This window comes from Streptococcus sp. A69 (assembly GCF_058556195.1).
In genome coordinates, this window is the sequence record NZ_JBZUJU010000003.1 from 105,328 (window position 1) to 123,359 (window position 18,032).

The 18,032-nt window shown below is 43.1% G+C and carries 13 protein-coding genes and 9 tRNA genes; 4 read left to right on the forward strand and 18 right to left on the reverse strand.

Annotation, left to right across the window (positions count from 1 at the left end):
* Positions 1-47 precede the first annotated feature (47 nt).
* Positions 48-755 (reverse strand): CPBP family intramembrane glutamic endopeptidase, encoded by a 708-nt coding sequence (locus AC4ME5_RS08045; RefSeq protein WP_045616510.1) that lies wholly within the window; start codon positions 753-755, stop codon positions 48-50.
* 54 nt (positions 756-809) lie between these two features.
* On the reverse strand, positions 810-2,228 hold the full coding sequence (locus tag AC4ME5_RS08050; RefSeq protein WP_007522449.1) for an NCS2 family permease: 1,419 nt from the start codon (positions 2,226-2,228) through the stop codon (positions 810-812).
* A gap of 186 nt (positions 2,229-2,414) precedes the next feature.
* Between AC4ME5_RS08050 and AC4ME5_RS08055 the strand changes: the two genes are divergently transcribed.
* The 4 genes from AC4ME5_RS08055 to AC4ME5_RS08070 all read left to right on the forward strand — a co-directional run bounded on the left by AC4ME5_RS08055 (position 2,415) and on the right by AC4ME5_RS08070 (position 6,311).
* Entirely contained in the window at positions 2,415-3,227 is an 813-nt protein-coding gene (locus AC4ME5_RS08055) for a Cof-type HAD-IIB family hydrolase (RefSeq protein WP_033585460.1), read from the forward strand.
* 281 nt (positions 3,228-3,508) lie between these two features.
* Positions 3,509-4,498: a PTS sugar transporter subunit IIB gene (locus AC4ME5_RS08060; protein ID WP_247943061.1), complete on the forward strand. Its 990-nt coding sequence runs from the start codon at positions 3,509-3,511 to the stop codon at positions 4,496-4,498.
* A 74-nt stretch (positions 4,499-4,572) separates the two neighbouring features.
* Positions 4,573-5,385 (forward strand): PTS mannose/fructose/sorbose transporter subunit IIC, encoded by an 813-nt coding sequence (locus AC4ME5_RS08065; protein WP_001280325.1) that lies wholly within the window; start codon positions 4,573-4,575, stop codon positions 5,383-5,385.
* Positions 5,386-5,399: 14 nt separating this feature from the next.
* The gene (locus tag AC4ME5_RS08070) at positions 5,400-6,311 is read left to right on the forward strand and encodes a PTS system mannose/fructose/sorbose family transporter subunit IID (protein ID WP_000818320.1); all 912 of its coding nucleotides are present in this window, start codon (positions 5,400-5,402) and stop codon (positions 6,309-6,311) included.
* 62 nt (positions 6,312-6,373) lie between these two features.
* Here AC4ME5_RS08070 and AC4ME5_RS08075 read toward each other — a convergent pair whose 3' ends face one another.
* The 16 genes from AC4ME5_RS08075 to AC4ME5_RS08150 all read right to left on the reverse strand — a co-directional run bounded on the left by AC4ME5_RS08075 (position 6,374) and on the right by AC4ME5_RS08150 (position 18,032).
* Entirely contained in the window at positions 6,374-8,602 is a 2,229-nt protein-coding gene (locus AC4ME5_RS08075; RefSeq protein ID WP_491800477.1) for an HAD-IC family P-type ATPase, read from the reverse strand.
* 163 nt (positions 8,603-8,765) lie between these two features.
* On the reverse strand, positions 8,766-10,100 hold the full coding sequence (gene pepC, locus AC4ME5_RS08080; RefSeq protein WP_491800478.1) for an aminopeptidase C: 1,335 nt from the start codon (positions 10,098-10,100) through the stop codon (positions 8,766-8,768).
* Between the two features lie 110 nt (positions 10,101-10,210).
* A complete protein-coding gene (locus AC4ME5_RS08085; protein ID WP_491800479.1) occupies positions 10,211-10,933 on the reverse strand; it encodes a pseudouridine synthase in 723 nt (240 codons plus the stop codon).
* Between the two features lie 72 nt (positions 10,934-11,005).
* Positions 11,006-11,236 carry a GlsB/YeaQ/YmgE family stress response membrane protein gene (locus tag AC4ME5_RS08090; RefSeq protein WP_000580441.1) on the reverse strand — a complete coding sequence of 77 codons (231 nt, stop codon included), beginning with the start codon at positions 11,234-11,236 and terminating at the stop codon, positions 11,006-11,008.
* 9 nt (positions 11,237-11,245) lie between these two features.
* Positions 11,246-12,487: an aminopeptidase gene (locus tag AC4ME5_RS08095; RefSeq protein WP_007522466.1), complete on the reverse strand. Its 1,242-nt coding sequence runs from the start codon at positions 12,485-12,487 to the stop codon at positions 11,246-11,248.
* 15 nt (positions 12,488-12,502) lie between these two features.
* Positions 12,503-12,655 (reverse strand): hypothetical protein, encoded by a 153-nt coding sequence (locus AC4ME5_RS08100; RefSeq protein WP_000776621.1) that lies wholly within the window; start codon positions 12,653-12,655, stop codon positions 12,503-12,505.
* A gap of 23 nt (positions 12,656-12,678) precedes the next feature.
* The gene (locus tag AC4ME5_RS08105; RefSeq protein ID WP_491800480.1) at positions 12,679-17,070 is read right to left on the reverse strand and encodes a PolC-type DNA polymerase III; all 4,392 of its coding nucleotides are present in this window, start codon (positions 17,068-17,070) and stop codon (positions 12,679-12,681) included.
* Between the two features lie 177 nt (positions 17,071-17,247).
* A tRNA-Pro gene (locus tag AC4ME5_RS08110) sits at positions 17,248-17,321 on the reverse strand.
* A gap of 15 nt (positions 17,322-17,336) precedes the next feature.
* Positions 17,337-17,410, reverse strand: a tRNA-Arg gene (locus AC4ME5_RS08115).
* Between the two features lie 11 nt (positions 17,411-17,421).
* Positions 17,422-17,507: transfer RNA gene (locus AC4ME5_RS08120), tRNA-Leu, on the reverse strand.
* A 7-nt stretch (positions 17,508-17,514) separates the two neighbouring features.
* Positions 17,515-17,586: transfer RNA gene (locus tag AC4ME5_RS08125), tRNA-Gly, on the reverse strand.
* Positions 17,587-17,613: 27 nt separating this feature from the next.
* Positions 17,614-17,686: transfer RNA gene (locus AC4ME5_RS08130), tRNA-Thr, on the reverse strand.
* A 12-nt stretch (positions 17,687-17,698) separates the two neighbouring features.
* Positions 17,699-17,780 (reverse strand) — tRNA-Leu (locus tag AC4ME5_RS08135).
* A 5-nt stretch (positions 17,781-17,785) separates the two neighbouring features.
* Positions 17,786-17,858: transfer RNA gene (locus AC4ME5_RS08140), tRNA-Lys, on the reverse strand.
* Between the two features lie 24 nt (positions 17,859-17,882).
* Positions 17,883-17,955 (reverse strand) — tRNA-Asp (locus AC4ME5_RS08145).
* A gap of 4 nt (positions 17,956-17,959) precedes the next feature.
* A tRNA-Val gene (locus AC4ME5_RS08150) sits at positions 17,960-18,032 on the reverse strand.

Genomic DNA, 18,032 nt, shown 5'->3' on the forward strand with positions numbered 1-18,032 from the left:
AAAAGATGGACACGCTAGTATTCATCTTTTCCAAGTAGGTCAATGGTTTAGAATGATAGACCTAGATTTCTACTAATCAATACCAATAAGGCCAACAAACAAAATGCAATACCATTGAGAATCATATGAAGCAAAATGGACATCTCCAAGCGCTCAGTCTTATAGGCTGTCCAAGTCAAAACCGTTGACATTCCTCCATAAATAATCACAGAAGGTAAATTGGTTGGCATATGGAGTAAGGCAAAGACGATTGCACCAACAACAAAGCCAAGTTTTTCTTTTCCACGGAAGATCTTTTTTGGAATAATTCCACGACACAAAATTTCTTCACAAATCGGCGCAATCAAGACTAGTAGGAAGAAAGTTGAAATCAAGGAACTATTCTGAACCAAACCATTCAGTATTGATTGGTTACTGGTTGTTGCCTCATTTGTTAGTCGAAGCAGGAGTGAACCCAAGAGATTTGTCGCAAAAATCACCAGATAACTCAGTACCAAGCGAGCCAAGTCTTTTGCCTTAAAAAAGGATAGATTAAAAGTAGCAAGTTGTGTTTTTCGTGCACCAATAATGAATACAATCAAAACGACTATGGATAGAGCACCTACTAAGAGCCCTGACTGTAAAATCGGAAACTGTTTGTTTGCTAAAAACAAAGCAAGTCCTATGGGAAATTGAGATAGAACAAAAGCTACCAAAAGGATGATCACCCATTTCCCTCTGTTTAAAACCTCTTGCCAAATCGTCTTATCTTTCATGATGTACCTCCTTATAATTAAAAAGGGGAGACTCCCCTTTTTCTATTATATCATTTATAGCGCCATACTGATATAGTTAAGGATAAACAAGGCATCCAAAATCCAAATCATCGCGTGCACGTCCTTTGCTTGACCTTTGACAACTTTTGTTAACGTATAAGTCAAGAAACCAACTGCAATCCCTTGTGTGATAGAGTAGCTGAATCCCATGAAGATAGATGTAAAGAAGGCAGGGACAGCTTCAGCCATATCATCCCAATGGATGTTTTTCAAACTACCAAGCATCATAATCCCAACGATAATCAAAATTGGAGCCGTCGCAGCTGATGGAACAATTGCCAAAAGTGGACTAAAGAAACTTGAAATTGCAAAACAAATCGCAACCACTAAGGCAGTTAATCCAGTACGTCCACCTGCACCAATACCAGCAGCAGACTCGACATAAGTCGTTACGTTTGAAGTACCTGCGATGGCACCAATTGAAGTACCAATCAAGTCAGAGTAAAGAGCCTTATCTAACTTATCTGATTGGTGATTTTCACCATTTGTTGCTACGATACCGACTTTTTCACCTGTACCGATCAAAGTACCAATTGTGTCAAAAATATCTGTCAACGAGAAGGCCAGAATAGCCATAAGTGTTTCCGGTAGACGAGCAGTGTCTGAGATTAAAGCACCCAATCCTTGTGAGCCAAGTGCTGCACCAAAGATTGTCTTCAAATCTTCAAAGGCTGCACCTACATGGTTATTAGAAAAATCAATGCTTGATACATCAACCAAACCAACAGCGATAGCAAGAACTGTCGTTGTTAGAATAGAAAGGATGATTCCTCCCTTGATACCCTTAATAACAAAGAAAATCGTAATCGCCAAACCTGCAATAGCCACTAAAACAGCCGGATTATTAAAGCTAACCAAGCCTGGAACTGCTGAAGAATTTGCTGTAATGGCTGCTTGCGCCTTATCAGCACCTTCACCGGCAACTGTATAATTTCCTGGATCGATAGAGAATTTCAAAAGGCCAGCATTCTTAATCCCTACATAAGCAAGAAAGACACCGATACCTGCTGAAATCGCAGAACGAAGAGCGTTTGGAATTGACTCAATGATCATTTTCCGAACATTTGTTAAGGTAATGATTAGTGAAATAATCCCACAGATAAAGACCATAGCCAAGGCCTCTTGCCATGAATAACCAAGTCCAAATACGACTGTAAAGGTAAAGAAGGCATTGAGTCCCATACCTGGTGCTTGAGCGTATGGCAGGTTCGCATAGAAGGCCATCATCAGAGTACCAGCTACCGCACCAATAATCGTTGCTAGGAAGACACCTTGAGCAGGCATCCCTGTCTGCGCAAGCATTTGTGGGTTTACAAAGAGAATGTAACTCATTGCAAAGAAAGTTGTTAAACCAGCGAGAACCTCCGTACGAACGTCTGTTCCGTTCTCTTTTAGTTTAAATAGTTTGTCCATCATAAATCTCCTTTTGTTTTTTACGAACAATATGAGTATTATATCATTTATCATTCACCTTTTCAATATGTTTGTTTGAATTATTTAACAAAATGAAATTTTTATTTTTTGTTTTGAGTCTGTTTTTCTTCTTTCTTTTTGATATAATAGTAGACATCTTATCTGGAATCTACTAGGAAGGTTTATATGACAAAAAAAATTATTGCAGTCGATTTGGACGGAACCTTGCTCAATAGCGAAAGCAAGCTCTCCGATTTTACCAAAGAGACAATCAAAAAAATTTCAGAAAAAGGGCACCATGTTATCATCACGACGGGGCGTCCGTATCGCATGGCAAAAGACTTCTACCGCGAACTAGAGCTACATACTCCTATGATTAACTTTAATGGTTCCCTTACCCATCTACCAGGACAGGCTTGGGAGCACGAAAGATGCTTAACCTTGGACAAAAAATATCTCCTAGATATGGTCAAACGTAAAGAGGATATCCAGGCCGACTTTATTGCAGGAGAATACCGTAAGAAATTTTACATTACAGCTCCGAATGAAGAAATTGCGGACCCTAAACTATTTGGCGTAGAGAACTTCCAACCAGAAAATCAATTCAAACCCGAACGAGTAACCAAGAATCCTAACTGCATTCTCTTGCAAACAAGGGTTGAGGACAAATACGCTCTAGCGGACGAGATGAATCGTTTTTATCAGCACCAACTAGCTATCAACACCTGGGGTGGGCCACTCAACATCCTCGAGTGTACTCCCAAGGGTGTAAACAAAGCCTTTGCTCTAGAGTACTTGCTCAATGTTATGAATCGTGATAAAAAAGACTTAATCGCCTTTGGTGATGAACATAATGATACGGAAATGTTGGCATTTGCAGGCAAGGGATATGCTATGAAAAACGCCAATCCTTCTCTCCTTCCATATGCAGACGAACAACTTCCTCTAACCAATGAAGAAGACGGGGTAGCCCACGCTTTACAAAATTTATTCCTATAAAAAGGAAGATTCCTATCCTGCAATCTTTCCTTTTTATTTTCATTCTATTTTCATAAAGGTCACTCATTTTCAGTATTTTTATATTAAATTTTCTATTGCTATTTTCATATATTTTTTGAATTTATTTATATATTAACATTTTGTAAGCCTATTTTCATTGAAAACTTTTACAATTTTCGAAAAAGTAGTTGATTTTTATATGAAAACGATTTATACTAGGTACGTCTGAGGTTTTTTAGGAAACCTATAAGTCAAACATTTTAAAAGGAGGAATGACAATAATGAGTATCGGAATCATTATTGCGAGCCACGGCGAATTTGCTGCGGGTATTCATCAGTCAGGATCTATGATCTTTGGTGAACAAGAAAAGGTTCAAGTTGTAACCTTTATGCCAAATGAAGGTCCAGATGACCTTTACGCTAAATTCAACAATGCTGTGGCTGCATTTGACGCAGAAGATGAGGTTCTAGTATTGGCTGACCTTTGGAGTGGATCTCCATTCAACCAAGCTAGCCGCGTGATGGGAGAAAATCCTGAGCGTAAGTTTGCCATCATCACAGGGCTTAACTTGCCGATGTTGATCCAAGCCTACACTGAGCGCCTTATGGACGCTACTGCAGGTGTGGATAAAGTCGCTGCGAATATCATAAAAGAAGCCAAAGATGGCATCAAAGCTCTTCCAGAAGAGCTCAATCCAGTTGAGGAAGGGGCTAGTGCTACGGCTGCTCCAGTTGCCCAAGCTGCTATTCCAGAAGGAACTGTTATCGGAGATGGTAAATTGAAAATCAATCTTGCCCGTCTTGACACACGTCTTCTTCACGGACAAGTCGCAACTGCTTGGACACCAGATTCAAAAGCAGACCGTATCATCGTTGCTTCAGATAACGTTGCAAACGACGAATTGCGTAAAGAATTGATCAAACAAGCAGCTCCTAACGGAGTAAAAGCCAACGTCGTCCCAATCAAAAAATTGATTGAGGTTGCAAAAGATCCTCGTTTTGGTAACACACATGCTCTTATCTTGTTTGAAACACCTCAAGATGCCCTTCGTGCCATCGAAGGTGGCGTGCCAATCAAGACCCTTAACGTTGGTTCTATGGCCCACTCAACAGGTAAAACAATGATCAATAACGTCTTGTCTATGGACAAAGATGATGTTGCAACATTTGAAAAAATGCGTGACCTCGGTGTTGAATTTGATGTACGTAAAGTACCAAACGACACGAAAAAAGATTTGTTTGACTTAATTAAGAAAGCAAACGTTCAATAATTTTAATCTGTTTTATCATTTTTGAAAACAGGATTAAGTACTTTATTAAAACTAAATAGAAAAGGAATAAAACCATGTCAGATATTTCAATCATTTCTGCTATCTTGGTTGTAGTTGTTGCCTTCCTTGCAGGTCTTGAAGGTATCCTCGACCAATTCCAATTCCATCAACCAATCGTCGCATGTACCCTTATCGGACTTGTAACAGGTAACCTCGAAGCAGGTGTTATGCTTGGTGGATCTCTTCAAATGATCGCCCTTGGTTGGGCTAACATCGGAGCTGCCGTAGCTCCTGACGCTGCTCTTGCATCTGTTGCCGCAGCGATCATCTTGATCAAAGGTGGTAACTTTACTACCGAAGGTATCGCCGTCGCAACAGCCACAGCTATCCCTCTTGCCGTAGCTGGACTTTTCTTGACAATGATTGTTCGTACAATCTCAGTTGCCTTGGTTCACTCAGCTGACGCAGCTGCAAAAGAAGGAAACATTGCGGCTGTTGAACGCGCTCACTACTTTGCCCTTGTTCTTCAAGGTCTTCGTATCGCTATCCCTGCAGCCTTCCTTATCGCTATCCCTGCTTCTGCTGTTCAAGACGCTCTTGGCCTAATGCCAGAATGGTTGAATGGTGGTATGGCTGTCGGTGGTGCTATGGTCGTTGCCGTTGGTTACGCTATGGTTATCAACATGATGGCAACTCGTGAAGTATGGCCATTCTTCGCTATCGGTTTTGCTCTTGCAGCAATCTCTCAATTGACTTTGATTGCCCTTGGTGTCATCGGTGTTGCCCTTGCCTTCATCTACCTTAACCTTTCAAAACAAGGTGGTAACGGTGGCGGCGGAGCTGCGACTTCTAACGACCCAATCGGTGATATCCTAGAAGACTACTAGAAAGGGGAACAATCATGGCTGAAAAAATTCAATTATCAAAATCAGATCGTCAAAAAGTTTGGTGGCGTTCACAATTCCTTCAAGGTTCTTGGAACTACGAGCGTATGCAAAACTTGGGTTGGGCTTACTCATTGATCCCAGCTATCAAAAAATTGTACACTAAAAAAGAAGACCAAGCGGCTGCTCTTGAGCGTCACCTTGAGTTCTTCAACACTCACCCATACGTAGCTGCTCCAATCATGGGGGTTACTCTTGCACTTGAAGAAGAGCGCGCTAACGGTGTTGAGATCGATGACGCGGCTATCCAAGGGGTTAAGATCGGTATGATGGGACCTCTTGCTGGTATCGGTGACCCAGTATTCTGGTTTACAGTTCGTCCTATCCTTGGAGCCCTCGGTGCATCACTTGCTGCATCTGGTAATATTGTTGGTCCTCTTCTCTTCTTCTTTGGATGGAATGCTATCCGTATGGCCTTCCTATGGTACACACAAGAGTTCGGTTACAAAGCTGGATCTGAAATCACTAAAGACATGTCTGGTGGTATCTTGAAAGATATCACCAAAGGAGCATCTATCCTTGGTATGTTCATCCTTGCCGTTCTTGTACAACGTTGGGTATCTATCAACTTTACTGTGAACCTTCCAGGTAAACAATTGGCTGAAGGTGCCTACATCAACTTCCCAGAAGGACCTGTAACAGGTGGAGAATTGAAGGGAATTCTTGGTCAGGCTCTTAGTGGTTTGAGCTTGGATAGCGTTCAACCACAAACACTTCAAGGTCAGTTGAACTCATTGATTCCAGGATTGATGGGACTTCTCCTTACTTTCCTCTGCATGTGGTTGCTTAAGAAAAAAGTATCACCAATCGCAATCATCCTTGCTCTCTTTGCAGTAGGTATTGCAGCTCGTTTCCTCGGTATCATGTAATCCAATCCATCGAGAATATAGATAAAAAAGAATCAGGATCAAATCCTGATTCTTTTTGTGTATCAACTTTTTCTTCTAGTCAGATAATGAAGGCTCCCAATCACCACTGCTAGGATGGCTACATAGAGTACTTGAGTGGTTTCTAGAGGCACAAAAGCTCCTCGCAGGATAAAGGTATTAGCAAGCAATCCAACAAGGGCTGCAAGGCTCAAAAACGTGAGCAAGACTAGTTTGTATCGATTAAAGGGAATGCTGACCTTGGCAACTAGACACAGACCATTGATCAGGGCAAGGAGGAAGCAAATAAATTTGACCTGACCTGGGACAGTGATAAAGAAATTTATCAAGAGAACACTAGCAACCAGAACGCCTCCACCAATCGCCGCATTGGTCAGGATATCTCTCATAAAGTGCCTGCTAACCTTTTCTTTATTGGACTCAAAAGTTAGGAAGAAGGATGGAATCCCAATCGTAATGGCTGAAATAATTGTAAACTGAATGGGGATAAAGGCAAATTCCAATCCAAAAATCACACTCAAAATCGCAAACACGATGGAGAAGAAGGTCTTTGTTAGAAAGAGAGAGGCGACCTTTTGGATATTATTGATAACCCGGCGACCTTCCATCAAGATATCATAAAATACCGCAAAATCATCTGTGAGAAAAACAATATTGGAGACGCTTTTGGCTGCACTGGTAGCACCATTCATAGCGAAACTGATGTCTGCTTTTTTGAGAGCTAGAACATCATTGACTCCATCACCACTCATAGCAACTGTTTTACCAGCATTTTGTAAAACGGTTACCATCTTTTCTTTCTGCTCAGGTGTCACGCGACCAAAGATATCGTGTTCCAAGACCACTCTTTCAAAGTCCTCATCACTCACCTTGGTCATATCAATCGCACGGGCTGATTCTTTAAATCCTGCCTTACGAGCCACTCCATATACAGCCACATGATTATCCCCACTGATAATCTTTACTTCCACTCCCTGAGACTCAAAATAGTCAAAGGTTTCCTTGGTATTATCCTTGATCTCATCTGACAGAACAACGTGCCCTAGTAGTTCCATATTGGCTGGACTCATGATGTGGTCCTTACTATGGGCAAGTGTCAAGATTCGAAAACCTTGCTGTTTCAGATGCTCATAGTAGGCATCCATCGGCTGGGTAAAGCCTAGAAATTCATAAGCACCGAAGAAATAGGTCCCACCCTCTTTTACTTGGACAAAGGAATACTTGTTTTTACTTGAAAAGGCACCGACTTCTTGAACTTCCCACTTTTTCTCACAGGTTAAGTAAGTCTTCAGAGCTCGGGAAGTTGCATTTTCATCCTCGAAATAAGCCAGATAAGAAGACAGTTTCTCTGCTACATTAGCATCCATTTCTTGGACCTTCATATTACCAGTCGTGATAGTTCCTGTCTTATCAAAACAAAGAACATCTACTCGCGCCAAGGTCTCTACACAGTATAGTTCCTGCACTAGAACCTTCTTTTTAACCAACTTCATGGCTGCTACCGCTAGGGAGACGCTAACCAAGAGAATCAAACCCTCTGGAATCATGCCGACCAAGGCACCTGAACTTCCTAAAACAATCTCAACATAAGACCGTCCTAGACTAAAACCTCTGATATAGAGCAGAATGGCAACTGGCACCAGCAAGATCGAGACGATTTTTAAAATCTTATCCATGTAATCGCGTAGTTGAGAAGGGTATTTTTTGAATTCCTTGCTGGATTTTGCGAGTTTGTTAATATAGCTATCTGGACCCACAGCCGTTGCCATAACCAGACAAGTACCGCTGACGACATTGCTTCCGCTCATCAGCTTGTCACCAACTGTTTTAAAGACCGAATCACTCTCACCAGTCAGCAAGGACTCATCAACTTCAATATTCCCTTCAAGAACTTCTGCATCTACAGGCACCTGATCACCTATATTGAGATGCAGGTACTCACCCAGTACGATGTCCTCTGGATCAATCTCAATCGTTTGACCATCTCGATTGACTTTGTACTTACTTTTACCAAGCAAACTTAGCTTTTCTAAGGCATTTTTTGAACGCACTTCTTGGAAAATCCCAATGGCTGTATTGATAGCAATCACACCTAAAAAGAGCATATTTTCAAATCGCAAGGTTGTGGCTACCAGAACTGCCAGAGCCAAGTTCATAGCATTAAAGAAGGTAAAGATATTTGAAACGACGATTTCCTTGGTTGTTTTATAAGGTTTAATGTCACTGATGTTTCGTTGACGATCCTTGATGTCTTGGCTGCTTAAATACTTCATTTCTACTCCGATATCCTTTTGTACTACTATAATAACACATATCTTTCCCTCTGTCACTTAAAGACTCAAACTAAGAAGAACTCCCTTGGCAAGCATTATCTATCACCACTTTAAGAAGCACTAAGAAAAGGCTAGGATTCCCCTAACCTTTTTTCTTGATATTTTATTCTGCCAAGGCTCCCATTGGATCCCAAGGTGCAAGCACAATTGGTTCTGCTTCATAGGCAGCTTGTTCTTCTGCTGTCAGTAATTCCTTACGGACAACGATTTGATAGGTGTATTCATCCATCCAAGCGTCTGAGGCGACGAAGTAACCATCTGTACCGACCTTGTCTCCCCATGAGTTTTCAACCTTCCACTTGGTTGACTTACCATTTTCGTCCAAGTCCACACCTGTCAAGACCATGGCGTGGGTCATCAAGCTTTCGCTGTAGTCCAAACGTCCAGCTTTGTCTTGAGTGAGTTGAATGTCCATGCTTGATTCAAAATCATAAACATCTGTTGCAAGAATTCCAGCTTTGCGGTTGCTGAGCTGGCCGACATCTGAACCAAACCAAACAGTTTCTCCTGTTTGCATTTGGGCAATCGCCAATTCTTTCAAACGCTCCATCGGTACGTTGATGTAGCGAACTGCACGGCTACCAACCACATTCCCCAACATCTCAACTGTGTAAGATTTGCCGTAAGGCTTGTCAGCAGTCGGAGCATTGATAACCGAAACATAATCTTCTAGAGGAAGATTGACATATTTCTTGTAAAACTCTTGTGGTGTGATACCCTTTTCGCTTTGGTAGTTATCATCCTTATCACGATAAGCAAAGTCAAATTTACGTGGTGGAAGACCTAGTGACATAGCAAGGAAGTTAAAGATTTCTTGCAAGAGGTCTTCCTTCTTGGCTTGAACAGTCGCTTGGTCTGCACCAGAAGCAAGCAAATCACGCAAGATTTGGGCATCTTGACGAAGCAATTTGTTAAGAATTGCATTGAGCTCACGGCTGTTGCTAGATGAGATAGACTCAGGGTAAACAGACTTGGGCACGACACCGTATTTCTCAAAGAGGGATACTACCATATCCCACTGACCACCGTCTTGTTGAGGTGTTTGGAGTAGGAAGCTAACCTTGCGGCTCGTCAATTCTTGGTCTGCAGTCGCAATCACTTGCTCCAAGAACCAGTTGGATTTCTCGTACTTGTCCCAGAAGAAAGTGTAAGCCTGTGACAACTCAAAGTTTTCCAGTTTGTATTGAGAAATGAGTTTGTGGCGGAAAGTATTGAGGGCCGCAAACATCCAGCAACGACCAGAGGCTTTCTGGTTAGTAACCTTGTCCTTGGTCAAATCCAATGAGAAAACAGGTGTATTGTCTACATGGCTTTGGCGACGTTCCAGGGCTGCAAAAATTCCGTTGTGACTGGCAGCATTTTCAATCGCTTGGTATTTGACATTTGCTTCATAGTTGGCAAATAGTTTATCTGTAAATGATTCTTGAATCGCGTTCATAGATTCCTCCTTTTATTCTACTGTCTATTATAACTCTTTTCACAAAGGAAGCAACTGAAAAACGAAAAAGGTAAGGACATTCTCCCTCACCTTTCCTAACATAATCCAAACTAAGCAATACTAGCAAGGAGAATTTCTAACTCCTCCTTGGTCAGACGACGCCATTCTCCTCGTTCTAAATTCTCATCCAAGGCTAAAGTTCCCATAGTCAAACGTTGCAGGTCCACGACTTCCTTCCCGCAGTAGGCCACCATACGCTTGACCTGATGGAATTTCCCCTCTGCTATGGTCACACGAATCTGGCTCTCACCCTTATCTGAATCCAGTGACAAAATCTCTAGTTTAGCCGGCTGGCAGGTGAAATCCTTGAGCGGAATGCCCTTGGCAAATGTGTCCACATCTTCTTGGCTCATGATGCCTTCGACTTGAGCCAAATAGGTCTTATCCACATGACGTTTGGGTGAAAGCAACGCATGGGCCAGCTGACCATCATTGGTCAAAAGCAGGAGACCATGCGTGTCAATATCCAAGCGCCCTACTGGAAAAACTTCCTTGGTCCGCGCAAAGTCATCCAACAAGTCTAGAACCGTTCTATGCTTGGTATCTTCAGTCGCTGAAATGACTCCTTGAGGTTTGTTCATCATGTAGTAGACAAACTCCTCGTACTCTAGCACTTGACCATCAAAGCGAATTTCGTCTTTTTCTTCATTTATTTGCAATTTTGCTGATTTTTCTTTCTTGCCATTGACCGTCACGCGTCCAGCCTTGAGCAAGTTTTTGACCTCCGTCCGACTTCCCACAGCGCATGCAACTAAAAATTTATCTAATCTCATAGAACTATTATATCATACTCAAAAGGAGGCTGGCTCAATAGCCAACCTCCTTTCCTTTTCAGAGCCGGGAAGTTAACTTCCTCTTTCCCAGAAAATAGCTAACACAATCATGGCACCGAGAACTGCTGGGATAATGGCTGTACCATTTAGGCTTGGCCCCCAAGAACCAAAGAGTAATTGTCCTAAAAAGGCACCAATCCAACCGAGAAACATCTTCCCAAAGCATCCCATACGTTCTCCACGATTGGTGATAGCCCCTGCTAGTAGTCCAATTAAAAGACCGACAAACATGCTTCCAATCATAGCTTCTCCTTAATTTGCCCAGTCTCCATTACGAAAGAGCGGTACGCGCGTTCCATCCTCACGGATACCATCGATATCCATTTGGCTAGAACCAATCATAAAGTCCACGTGAACATCTGAACGGTTCAGTCCTGCAGCTTCAAGTTCTTCTTCGCTCATCTCTGCTCCACCAACAACGCTGGTCGCATAGGCTGCTCCGATAGCCAAGTGGTTTGAAGCATTTTCATCGAAAAGAGTGTTAAAGAAGGTAATCCCTGACTGTGAAATTGGACTTGGATCTGGTACCAAGGCACATTCACCCAAGGCACGCGCACCCGTATTTTCAAAGACAAGGTCTTTCATGACCTGATCACCCTTATCAGCAGTGATATCTACGATTTGACCATCCTTGAAGGTTACTTTAATTCCCTCAATGATATTTCCGTTGTAGCTAAGTGGTTTTGTAGAAGTAACATAGCCATCTGCGAGACGAAAATCAGGCGCTGTGAAGACTTCCTCTGTTGGCATATTTGGCAAGAATTCTTCGCCCTGTGCATTGATAGCACCAGCTGATTCCCAAACGTGGTTCTTAGGTAAGCCAAGTGTCAAATCTGTCCCTGGCGCTGTATAATGAAGGGCTGAAAATTGCTCCTTATTAAGCATATCTGCCTTGCTCTTAAGAATGGCTGCATGTTCTTCCCAAGCCTTAACAGGATCTTCTTCGTAAACACGACAAGTTTTGAAGATTTGGTCCCAAAGGAGATCGACTGCTTCTTCATCGCTCGTAGCATTTGGAAAGACCTTCTTAGCCCACTCAAGTCCAGCAGCGGCTGCTACAGTCCAGCTAACCTTGTTGGATTGCGTTGCGATACGCATTGGCTTCATGGCAAGTCCCATAGCTTTAGCAGAAGCTGAAAGCTTGTCAGCGTCCACACCGTTCAAGGCACCTGGATCAGAAGAACGAACCCCAAGACGGCTAGCCTTGTTCTCCAAGAGGTAGTTCATCTCAGCAATCTTGTATTCTGGCACATTGTCCAGGCGCTCTATCGGAGCGTGGAGGAATTTCTCACGGTTGATGACATCATCTGTCCACTGAACGATGACCTCATGCGCACCCAGGGCATAGGCTTCTTTAACGATCAAATGCGCCAATTCACGTTGCTCCACATCGATAGAGAGAGCCAAGGTGTGACCAGGTTGCACATTAATTCCGTTCGCAACCAACAATTTCGCATATTTTTCTAGATTTTCTTTAAAATTTGGTAAAACCATTCTATTCTTCCTTTTCTATTTTTCTTTTAAAGCAGAAAACAATCTTGCTAAAGCAATGGCACCCGACAGAAGCACTGTCGATAGGATAATTGTTTCATCTGCCAGCTCTAGCTGATAGTCAAAAACCTTTTCAGCTGGTTTGTCTTCCGCAAAGATTCTAAGTTTCATAAAGATGTTCCCCGTTCTAATTCTTAAAACAAATCATCAAACAAACTCAACTGATTATCCTCTGGCATATTGCCGAGAATCCCCATTTCATCCATCTTTTCAACCAAGGTTGAGGAAAGGCCTCCACGCTTGCGTAACTCGGTTTTCGAGAGGAACTCTCCCTCTTCACGCGCTCGTACCAACTGCTTGGCAACGTTTTCTCCTAGACCATCCATAGCAACAAATGGCGGAATGAGGGTATCCCCATCGATGAGGAACTCTGTCGCCTGACTACGGTAGAGATCGAGTTTGCCAAACTTGAAACCACGCTCCCACATCTCATTAACAATCTCAAGAGTTGTATAGAGATCAATCTCCACATTAGAGGCCTCATTGTTCTTCCGTTTTTCAGCGATTTCTGCCATTCTGCGCTTGATGGCATCCAAGCCCGCACCCATGGTTTTGATATCAAAGGCCTTGGCACGGATGGAGAAGTAAGCACAGTAGTAATAAATCGGATGGTGAACCTTAAAGTAGGCCACACGCAAGGCCATCATAACGTAGGCTGCCGCGTGAGCTTTAGGGAACATATATTTGATTTTCCCACAGGACTCTATATACCACTCTGGCACCTTGTTGGCCTTCATGGCTTCGATATAGCCATTTCTCTCCTCTTCAGAAATTTTCAACCACAAGCCCTTACGCACCCGTTCCATGATAGTAAAGGCCATCTTAGGTTCGAGGCCTGCATGCATGAGGTAAACCATGATATCGTCCCGACAACCGATAACAGTTGATAGGTCCGCAATCCCTTGCTTGATCAGATCCTGGGCGTTCCCCAGCCACACATCGGTACCGTGGGATAGACCAGACAGCTGAAGCAACTCCGCAAAAGTCGTCGGATGTGTCTCATCGACCATTCCACGTACAAAGTTGGTTCCAAACTCTGGAATTCCCAGCATCCCTGTTGGAGTTCCAATTTGCTCAGGCGTCACCCCTAAAACTTCCGTTCCAGAAAAGAGAGCCATAACGCTTTCATCATCCATGGGAATTTCATTAGGGTCAATACCAGACAAGTCCTGCAATTTCCGAATCATGGTCGGATCATCATGCCCCAGTACATCAAGTTTGAGGACATTCTCATCGATATCGTGGAAGTTAAAGTGAGTCGTCTGCCATTCAGCCGTCATGTCATCTGCTGGATACTGAACAGGCGTAAAATCGTAAACATCCATGTAGTTAGGAATAACAACGATTCCCCCCGGGTGTTGTCCTGTTGTCCGCTTGACACCAGCCGCACCCTGAGCGAGGCGTTCCACCTCTGCATCACGATAAAACTTCCCATAGTCCCGCTCATAGCCCTTTACAAAGCCATAAGCGGTCTTAGCAGCCACCGTACCAACCGTTCCTGCACGGAAGGCATATTCTTCACCAAAGATATCACGCACATCCAAGTGAGCGCTAGGCTGGTCTTCTCCCGAAAAGTTCAAGTCAATATCGGGAACCTTATCTCCATCAAAACCAAGGAAGGTCTCGAACGGAATATCCTGTCCATTTTTGCTAAGTTTATGACCACAGTTTGGACAGTCCTTATTAGGCATATCAAAACCTGAACCGTAAGAACCATCCGTGATAAACTCACTATACTGACACTGACCACAAACATAATGAGGAGAGAGTGGATTAACCTCCGTAATCCCAATCATGGTCGCAACAAAACTGGACCCAACAGACCCACGAGAACCAACCAAGTAGCCCCGTTCATTGGAACGTTGCACCAGCATCTGCGATGCTAGATAAATCACGGCAAATCCATTCCCCAGTATGGATGTTAATTCTTTTTCAATCCGCAAATCAACAATATCTGGCAGCGGATTTCCATAAATCTCAAAAGCTTTCTTATAGGTCAGCTCAGCGACCGTTTCTTCAGCCTTATCGATGAAAGGAGTGTACAAGTCACCCTTAACAACCTCAACAGGTTCAAAGATATCTGCCAAGGCATTGGTGTTTTCAATGACTAATTTGCGTGCTAAATCTTCTCCCAAGAAAGCAAATTCATCCAACATTTCATTGGTCGTTCTAAAATGAGCCTTCGGTAGCGGTGCTGGTTGGGCATGTTCGCCGTGACCGATGGTTCGGTTAATCATAGCCCCCTGTCCCAAACTACGGACGATAATTTCACGGTAAATCTCTTCTTCCGGTTCGATATAATGGACATTTCCCGTAGCTAAAACGGGCTTGCCAAGACGGTCCCCGACCTCTATCAAACTCTTGATAATAGTCTGGAGTTCCTCCATATCCTTAACCTGCTCTTTAGCAATCAATGGTGCATAGATAGCTGGTGGCATAACCTCGATAAAGTCATAATACTTAGCCACCTCAACCGCCGCATCTACACCTTGGGAAACAACCGCATCAAAAACTTCACCTTCAGAGCAAGCTGTTCCCAAAATCAAGCCCTCCCGATGAGCATCTAGAACCGTTCTCGGAATCCGTGGCACCCCTTCAAAGTACTTGGTATTGGACAAAGAAACCAGCTTAAAGATGTTTTTTAGACCCACTTGATTCTTGACATAGATGGTCGCATGCTTGATCCGAGCTTTTTTATAAGAGTCTGGACTAATCAAATCAATATTCAGTCTAGCCAGATCAGTCACACCATGTTTTTCTGCTACATCCTTGATAAAGATAAAGAGCAAACGACCAGTAGCTTCCGCATCGTAGTTGGCCATGTGGTGGTGGTCCAGTGCCACACCAAAACGCTTGGTCAAAGGTCCCAAACCATGACGTTTATACTCAGGATAGAGGTTTCTAGCAAACTCGAGCGTATCAATAACTGGCTGGCTAATCTTAGGCAAACCATGACGCTCATAGTTAGCATTCATAAAGCCAACGTCAAAGGTAGCATTGTGGGCAACTAGAACCGTATCCTTGCAAAATTCTTGGAATTCTTGCAAAACTTGTTCCAGTGGTTTGGCATTTTTGACATGATCATCTGTAATTCCAGTCAACTCGGTAGTAAAGGCTGACAAGGGATATCCAGGATTAATAAATTCATCAAATTCAGCAATAACATTTCCCTTGTACATCTTAGAAGCCGCAACTTGAATCAAGTCATTATAGATAGCTGAAAGTCCCGTCGTTTCCACGTCAAAAACCACGTAGGTCGCTTCTGACAATTCCATCTCCACTTCGTTGTAAACGATAGGAACACGGTCTTCAACGATATTGGCTTCCATTCCATAGATCAGCTGAATTCCTGCTTTCTTAGCTGCCTTGTAGCCATGTGGAAAGGACTGAACATTCCCATGGTCCGTGATGGCAACCGCCTTGTGTCCCCACTTTGCAGCTGTCGCAATAATTTCCTCTACTTCTGGCAGAGCATCCATGGTCGACATATTAGTATGAGCATGAAACTCAACCCGACGCTCACCTTCCGGCATCAAATCCTTCCGCTCATAGTGAACAACTTCCTGCACATCCTGCACGTTCATTGTCAAATCTCGTGTGAAGTTATTCATCTCCACATTCCCACGAACACGAAGCCAAGAATTTTTCTTAATGATGTCAAACTTCTGAGCCTCTTCTTCATTCTTAACCCATTTTTGCATTGAAAAACTTGAAGTGTAGTCCGTCATTTTAAAGTTGATCAAAACGCGACCAGTTCTGGTCACCTTATGCTCCACATCGAAAACGACCCCTTCAAAAACCAAACGATTTTCCTCAGTCATCACATCAATCATCTGGGTAACTTCAGCCTTATCCAATTTTGGTTTTGCCGCAACCTTTTTAGCCTGAAAATCAAAGGCCGGTTTCTCTTCTACTGGAGGAGGAGCCATCTGTTCCAGTTGTTCCATAGCACGCAAAGCCTCTTCATTAGCAGCCTGAACGATTTGTTCATTCTCCGTATGGAAGGCTTCCTCCTGCTCCTGTGTAAGAGCATCATTCTTTTCGATTTGGCAGACAAAAGCTGGAAAACCAAACTTTTCAAGTTGCTTTGTTAAATTAGGAAGATGATTTTTCTTAAAGTGTTCCTTATCAATCACCTCTGAACCTTCAATAAAGAGCTGATTTCCCTCTGCACGAACTTGCAAATTCTGATAAAGAGACTTAAACCCTTGGCTAGCACATGGACCTTCAGAAAAAGCCTCCTTATAGTAGGCCTGCAAGAGCTCATTTGAAAAATCTTGAGAGAGAGCTTTGATTTCGAAAACAGCTCGATTCCCTGTCTTAGAAAATTCTTCACTAAGCCCTTTCTTTAATTCTAAAAAGATTTCAATCGGTAAAATATTAGAAAATACAAAATGAAATTCCCAAATCTTACTAATTTTATGAACCACAACACCCTCAATACTTGCATTAACAAGAGCAGGATCCTGTTTCAATTGATCAGAGACTCCTATTTGATTCATTAAAATTTCAAACTTACTTGACATTCAATTTCCTCACATTATTCTCTTACTATTTTACCATAATTAAAGAAAATATATAGCCACTATCATTCCTTAAGCACTGCTGGTTTTCCTAAATTCATTCCTTAAAAACAAAAAAGAAGATTCTCAGAATCTCCTTAACACATATAAAAAGATACCCTTAGGTATCCCCATACTCAATCGGGAAGACAGGATTCGAACCTGCGACACCTTGGTCCCAAACCAAGTACTCTACCAAGCTGAGCTACTTCCCGCGTTAAATAAAAAAATGCACCCTAGAGGAGTCGAACCTCTAACCGCCTGATTCGTAGTCAGGTACTCTATCCAGTTGAGCTAAGGGTGCTCATCATTATATGCCGAGGACCGGAATCGAACCGGTACGATCGTTACCAATCGCAGGATTTTAAGTCCTGTGCGTCTGCCAGTTCCGCCACCCCGGCCTCTCTAAGCGAACGACGGGATTCGAACCCGCGACCCCCACCTTGGCAAGGTGGTGTTCTACCACTGAACTACGTTCGCATCGACCTCTTATTCTATATAAAAAAATGCCGGCTACATGACTTGAACACGCGACCCTCTGATTACAAATCAGATGCTCTACCAACTGAGCTAAGCCGGCTACTTTCTATTATGCGGGTTAAGGGACTTGAACCCCCACGCCGTTAAGCGCCAGATCCTAAATCTGGTGCGTCTGCCAATTCCGCCAAACCCGCAAATATGACCCGTACTGGGCTCGAACCAGTGACCCATTGATTAAAAGTCAATTGCTCTACCAACTGAGCTAACGAGTCTAAAATAACTTCCGTTACCTTAAACGGTCCCGACGGGAATCGAACCCGCGATCTTCGCCGTGACAGGGCGACGTGATAACCGCTACACTACGGGACCTATATGGGAGTTAACGGGATCGAACCGCTGACCCTCTGCTTGTAAGGCAGATGCTCTCCCAGCTGAGCTAAACTCCC